The 5,801-nt window shown below is 68.1% G+C and carries 6 protein-coding genes; 4 read left to right on the top strand and 2 right to left on the bottom strand.

Going from position 1 to position 5,801, the window contains the following annotated elements:
- On the top strand, nucleotides 1-885 hold an 885-nt coding region (locus AB0M20_RS23260), incomplete at its 5' end, for a winged helix DNA-binding domain-containing protein (protein ID WP_364301388.1).
- Between the two features lie 546 nt (nucleotides 886-1,431).
- On the opposite strand, the gene AB0M20_RS23255 is transcribed toward AB0M20_RS23260, so the two are convergent.
- Nucleotides 1,432-1,992 (bottom strand): TetR/AcrR family transcriptional regulator, encoded by a 561-nt coding sequence (locus AB0M20_RS23255; protein WP_364301386.1) that lies wholly within the window; start codon nucleotides 1,990-1,992, stop codon nucleotides 1,432-1,434.
- Nucleotides 1,993-2,083: 91 nt separating this feature from the next.
- Between AB0M20_RS23255 and AB0M20_RS23250 the strand changes: the two genes are divergently transcribed.
- The 3 genes from AB0M20_RS23250 to AB0M20_RS23240 all read left to right on the top strand — a co-directional run bounded on the left by AB0M20_RS23250 (nucleotide 2,084) and on the right by AB0M20_RS23240 (nucleotide 3,531).
- Nucleotides 2,084-2,479, top strand: coding sequence for a nuclear transport factor 2 family protein (locus AB0M20_RS23250; protein ID WP_364301384.1), 396 nt, complete (start codon nucleotides 2,084-2,086; stop codon nucleotides 2,477-2,479).
- 141 nt (nucleotides 2,480-2,620) lie between these two features.
- Nucleotides 2,621-2,986, top strand: a complete 366-nt coding sequence (locus AB0M20_RS23245) for a nuclear transport factor 2 family protein (RefSeq protein ID WP_364301382.1) — start codon at nucleotides 2,621-2,623, stop codon at nucleotides 2,984-2,986.
- A gap of 185 nt (nucleotides 2,987-3,171) precedes the next feature.
- Nucleotides 3,172-3,531, top strand: coding sequence for an MmcQ/YjbR family DNA-binding protein (locus AB0M20_RS23240; RefSeq protein WP_364301380.1), 360 nt, complete (start codon nucleotides 3,172-3,174; stop codon nucleotides 3,529-3,531).
- Nucleotides 3,532-4,250: 719 nt separating this feature from the next.
- Here the strand turns inward: AB0M20_RS23240 and AB0M20_RS23235 are convergent.
- Nucleotides 4,251-5,585: a metallophosphoesterase gene (locus AB0M20_RS23235; RefSeq protein ID WP_364301378.1), complete on the bottom strand. Its 1,335-nt coding sequence runs from the start codon at nucleotides 5,583-5,585 to the stop codon at nucleotides 4,251-4,253.
- Nucleotides 5,586-5,801 lie beyond the last annotated feature (216 nt).

The raw sequence follows: 5,801 nt of genomic DNA, 5'->3' as shown, positions 1-5,801 counted from the left end.
GGTGCCGTTCTTCGGACGCACGTGCTGCGGCCGACCTGGCACTTCGTGCGCGCCGAGGATCTCGGCTGGCTGCTCGACCTGACCGGTCCCCGCGTCCGGCGGGTCACCGGCCAGCAGCTGCGCATCGCCCACGGGCTCGACGAGCGTTCCATTGACCGGGCCGTCGCCGCCGTCACCGAGGCGCTGGCCGGTCGGGGGCAACTCACCCGCGGCCAGCTGGCCGACGAGCTGCGCGAGCGCGGCATCGAGGGGAACGGGCAGATGCTGATGATCCTCCTGGCGCACGCCGAGCTGGATCAGCTGATCTGCAGCGGAGCAGTCGTCGACGGCGAGCACACCTACGCCCTCATGGCCGACCGCGTGCCGGCACCGCGGCGGCTCGACCGCGTCGATGCCCTGGCCGAGCTCGCCCTGCGCTACTTCACCGGGCACGGCCCTGCGACCGAACGCGACCTCGCCTACTGGGCCACCCTCACCCTCACCGACGTGCGTGCCGGCCTGCACCAGGTCCGCGACCGGCTCGCCTCATTCCACCACGACGGGCGCACCTTCTGGCACGCCCCGGCCGTTCCGCCCAACGGTCCGCAGGAACCCGCCGGCCATCTCCTGCAGCTCCTCGACGAGACCTACCGCGGCTTCCAGGACTCCCGCTGGGTGCTGGACGTCGCCGGCGTCGTGCCCCGCACTCGGGAGTCCGCCATCGGGATGGCACTCATTGACGCCCAACTGGTCGCCGGCATGCGACGCACCATCACCCGCGATCGCGTGCGCTTTGACCTGCGGCCCTACCGACCCCTGACCCCGGCAGAGATCGAAATCCTCGACCAGGCCGCCGAACGGTACGGCCAATTCCTACGGCTCGGCGCCCGGCTCGCCCTGCCATGACCCAACCGCGATTCGAGCGGTAGCAGAACTGCCCGCTCCCACGCACGACCAGCGGCAGATCAGCACGCCGCTCGGCTCGCGGCAGATCGTGCGTTTGCGCATGGCCGTGCACGGCCGTGACGCTCTAGCCGAAGGTCAGTCCGTACTTCCTGATGATCGGCATGGTGGCGTCGAAGTCACCTTCGCATGTGGTAGCGCCCGTCCGCGTGGTGGTGTTAGCTCCACCAGGCCATGCGAATCCGCTCGGGGCCGGGCGAGATCAGCTCGAAGGGCGCCTGAAACGTAAAGCGCCAAACACGGTGGCATGAGGTCGTGCTGCTGAGTAGAACCGTCTTGTTCGGTTGGCTGATTGCCGCCGATAGACCATCCCTGTGTGTGAGCTCCACGTTGGGTTGCTCGGCTTGAAGGCCGCGGCCTTGTTGACTTGGTTATGGCGAGCCGTATGGGCGGCTGCGAACCTACCGACACGGTGTCACGTCGTGGATCGACACCGAGCAGGCTGACCGCGCGGCCGTCAGCGTTCCTTCCACGGCCTACCACATGACGTCAGCCGAGAACGATCGCGGCGAGGGAACGTGCGGCGCGGGCTGGATGCCTGCCGTCCTGGGTGGCACCCATCACCAGCGTTCCCTCGATGAGCAGGTGCAGCTGCTCGGCCGCTCCCTCCGGGTCTCGGTGGCCCATCGCCTCGAGCTCTCGCACGAGAAGCGCACGGATGCTGAGACGAAACGCCTCGGTCTCCGCATGTGCCGGGTGGGCGGGATCGGCGAAGGCGAGGTCAGTCGCGAAGTACCGGCAGCCACGGAACTCTGCGTTCGCGACGAGCTCGTCCAGCCGATCGAATAGCCCGAGGAGCCTGGCTCGGGGCTCGGTGCCACCGGCCAGCGCCTCCTCGTACCACGCGAGGTCCTCCTCGGCGGTTCGACGAAGCACCGCCGTGACCAGGCCGTCCTTGCCGCCGAAGTGCTCGTAGAGCGACCTGCGGGCGACATTCGCCTCCTTCAACAACGCGTCGACTCCGACAGAAGCGCCCTGGGAGTAGAAGAGATGCTGCCCGCTCTCGAGCAGTCGTTCCCGAGGACCGGGAGCTTTCCTCGTTGTGGTCATGGGGTCCTCAATCTCGGCGCTTGACAGTAGACCAACCATTCTATACTTTGAGGTGTAGACCGATTGGTCTATCTACCTAGGAGAGTATGGCATGACCACAGCTACGCCGAACCCCAGGAGCACTGCGCAGACCATCGCGGCGTTCAACGACGCCTTCAGCCGCCGCGACAAGGCCACGCTCGCTGACCTGGTCCCCGACGACTGCCTGATGGTGTCGGCGCAGCCGGCACCTGACGGCACGGACTACGTCGGGAAGGACGCCAGCATGGCCTTCTGGGCCGAGCTTCTGGCTGACACCTCCGCCACCTTCGAGGTCGATCACGTCTTCATCAACGGCGACTGGGCTGCAGTCCGATGGCGCTACCGCTTCGGCCCCACCGACGCCGAGTCCGTGCTCGGCGTCAACATCACCCGGGTCAGCGAGGGCCGCGTGATCGAGCAGCTCGGCTATACCAAGACCCCGGGCGTGCTTCCCCTTCCGGAGTAGCCGGGCCCGCCGACAACCCGAGGGAGCGACATGACCCTCGGCGGTGAGCAACCGGCCGAACGTGGCCATCCTCGCCGTCTGGCTGAACATCACCGCCAACCGATAATCCGACCCGGCTGTTTGCACGTGAGGAGTCTCGCCATGACGGCAACAACACCCCGAACCCCTCGTGAGGTCCTGGACCGATACGACGAGGCGTTCCGTTTGCATAATCCGGCACTCCTGGACGATCTGGTGGCAGACGAATGCGTCATCGAGGACACGGGCCCGGCTCCGGATGGCGCGCGTCATGAGGGAGGTCGAGCGTGCTTGGCGCGCTGGTCCGACCTCGCGGGCAACCGTGCCCTGAACTTTTCAACGGAGCCCGCGGAGATCCGCGGTGACCTCGCCGTCGCACCGTGGGTCCTGCAATGGGGCGACGGCGAGCACGACCGGGTCCGCGGCGTGAACCTCATCCGCATCCGCGACGGCAAGATCGTCGAGGCACGCGGCTACGTGAAGGCCTGAGGAGGTATGGCTGTGAAGCTCGACCGCGCCACGGTTCGCCCGCCGATGGCGGATTACTCCGTATCGCACATCTCTACGCCGCCCACGGGTTCTCAGCATTCGGTGACTTTGGCCGACGATGCTCCGAAGCGGGACCGGGTGCGGACAGGCTCCCTGCCCGGCGCCATACCGGACGGACTCTGAACATGGCGGGAATCGACGACGTTCGAGCGCTGGGCACAGAGTTGGAGCGCTCCTACCATGCGTACGTGCGTGGGCGGTTGAAGTTCCGCGTCGGTCAGATTGTCTACGCGGCGTTCTCCCTCGACGAGAGCGTGATGGGTTTCGCCTTCCCGAAGGAGGAGCGGGCAGCGCTCGTCGCGGGATATCCACGCAAATTCCAGATGCCCTCGGCGTCGGAGCTGCGCTTCAACTGGGTCTACGCGGATCTTGGATCACTGGAACCCGCCGAGGCCCGCGAGTTCGTCGTCGACGCTTGGCGCATGGTCGTCCCCAACAAGCTCTCGCGCGCCTACGATCTCGCGCATCCCAACGGCCCGGGCTGACGAACCTTGCCTGTGAACGACTCGCGGCTCGCTCAGCTGAGCATTTCTTGTGATCGCCAAAACCTTCAAATCACGCGACTTCTCATGGAGGCGGACTCACACGCCGCGATCGTCGCCAAGGTCGACTCCAAAATCGCCATGACGGCCCCGGTCGCGCTCTGGTCGTTTGCCTTCGGCCGGGGACATGCCCACGACGTTCGCCCGTTCGCTATACAGAAACGAGTCACGCCGCGTTCGGGTACGCGTCTCGGACCGCTATCCAGGGCCACCAACCTGCTCCCCCGGCAAGGGCTGGATCGACAGGACCGGGGTGGCCGAATAAGCCTGGCAGGCACGTCGATCGGAGCAGCGCCTGCCGCGCATCAGGTGCCCGGTGATTACGGGCCGGACTCACAGCCGGGTTCGGGCCTCGTCAGGCAGAAGGACCTCGGCGTGGGTCCTAGATAAGCGACACCCCAACCGGGGGTTCTCCTTCATGGCAACGTCGTCCTGCTGCCACCAACGTCCTGGCTGGGTACACCCAGGTGTAGGCGGTTAGAGAATGCATTGCCCGACGTCCGGTTTACGATCAACGACCGCATCATCGCCCGTCGATTCGCCGGGTCGAGCAACTCGCTGCCGGCCACCGCATCGGCGGGTCGTCAGCCATCGAGCCTGGCCGACGGCAGGTAGCCGACTCGGGTCGCGCAAACTCGGCGCCGAACAGCGACCGAGAACGGTCAGCGCAGCGGGATAGTGATCGGCTCGCGGGTCACCGTCCCGTCGGGCCGCCGGCGCGCGATGGGGACCGGCTCGGCCCTCGGGGGCGTCGGCCCGTACGGGACGATGATCACCCGGTCCGGCATCACCTGCACGAGCAGGCAGTGCGGCACGGCGGCCCACGACAGTGTGCCTGCTTCCTCGAACCGGAGCGGCGTTCGCTCGTCCAGCTTCCCGCCGGCACCGGACACCACGTACTGCAGCTCCTCGACCTGCCCGTGCTGGAAGTTGTGCTCGTGGCCGTGCAGCAGCAGCCGGACGCCGTTGCGTCGGTACAGCGGCACCAGCCGGTCCAGTTGCTCCGGCATGGACGCGTGGTGCGGCCCGGCGGAGTAGGCGGGGTGGTGCGAGAAGGGCACCTGCCACACCGCGTCGCTGCTGGCGAGGGTCCGCTCCAGCCAGCCCCGCTGCCCGGGTTCGTCGAACCAGTGCAGGCCCCGTTCCGCCCCCCAGGTGGTGTCGACGCAGATCAACTCCAGCAGTGCGCTGACCCGCAGCCGGTAGAAGAGGCCGGGGTCGATCGAGGCCCGCCCGGACTCCTCCCGCGGCCCGAACCGGATGCGCAGGTAGAGGTTGTCCTCCAGCTGCTCCCGGTCGTCGCTGGCCTCGGTGTCCGAGCTGTCGTGGTTGCCGGCGGTCGGGTAGAAGGCGAGGTGGTCCCAGAGGTACCGGTACGGCTGGAAGAAGGTGAGCCACCAGTCCTCGTCGTAGGCGCCGGTGGCGTCCTGCCGACCGCCGGGACCGTGGTAGATCGAGTCGCCAAGACCGACGACGAACCGGACGTCGACCGCGTCCGCCAATCGCTGCATGGTGCGGGCGACGGCGAGCTGCCGGGCCCCGTCGACACCGGAGGCGATGCCGACGCCGAAGTCGCCGACGGCCAGGAAGGTCACCGGATCGGGCTCCGAACCACCGGCGTGGGTCCGCAGCCGCTGGTCGAGCGGCCGCCAGGCGGCGCCCAGTGTCCCCGGCGCCCAATCGAGGCGCATCCCCCCGGCCCACGGCACGCCGTCGACGAGCACCCGATACCGGTACGTCGTCGCGGGCCGCAACCCGTGCACCCACGCATGGTTGGCCTCGTCGGTGACCGTCCTGCCGACGATCGCTCCGGCACCGTCGATCACCTCCACCACAGCCCGACCCCGAGGCTCGGACCGGACGCCGAACGTCTCCCCCGCCCGCTCTGCCCGCCATCCACCCTCCTGCTCCCCGAGCCGGAAGCCGCCCCAGGCGATCAGCGCCGCCTCGTCCGTGACGTCGACGAGCTGGACGTACGGCTCGAAGTGGGCTCCCATCACCATGCGATACCCGCCGCCGAGGCCCAGGGAAACCCGTCGGGCACCACTCGGGCCGAACGCGCGCTAACCACGGCTCCGCCAACCCGGTGACGCCCGATCCGACTGTCGACAACACCTTGGAGGAAATCGAGGCGGCAAGCCATCTGTCCGGCCCTCCGGGCCGCCGCGCGGGCCACTTCACCCGGCCGTCCGCGCCTAAGGACTCGTCCACGG

Origin of the sequence: Actinoplanes sp. NPDC051633 (assembly GCF_040681735.1) — a bacterium.
Taxonomy (GTDB): domain Bacteria; phylum Actinomycetota; class Actinomycetes; order Mycobacteriales; family Micromonosporaceae; genus Actinoplanes.
The sequence above is the reverse complement of the archived record's forward strand: the minus strand, read 5'-3'. Positions and strand labels throughout refer to the sequence as shown.

Bases quoted from the DNA above. Each gene is read 5' to 3' on its own strand.
- AB0M20_RS23235 (WP_364301378.1), bottom strand. From the start codon at position 5,585: ATGGGAGCCCACTTCGAGCCGTACGTCCAGCTCGTCGACGTCACGGAC.
- AB0M20_RS23250 (WP_364301384.1), top strand. From the start codon at position 2,084: ATGACCACAGCTACGCCGAACCCCAGGAGCACTGCGCAGACCATCGCG.
- AB0M20_RS23255 (WP_364301386.1), bottom strand. From the start codon at position 1,992: ATGACCACAACGAGGAAAGCTCCCGGTCCTCGGGAACGACTGCTCGAG.
- AB0M20_RS23240 (WP_364301380.1), top strand. From the start codon at position 3,172: ATGGCGGGAATCGACGACGTTCGAGCGCTGGGCACAGAGTTGGAGCGC.
- AB0M20_RS23245 (WP_364301382.1), top strand. From the start codon at position 2,621: ATGACGGCAACAACACCCCGAACCCCTCGTGAGGTCCTGGACCGATAC.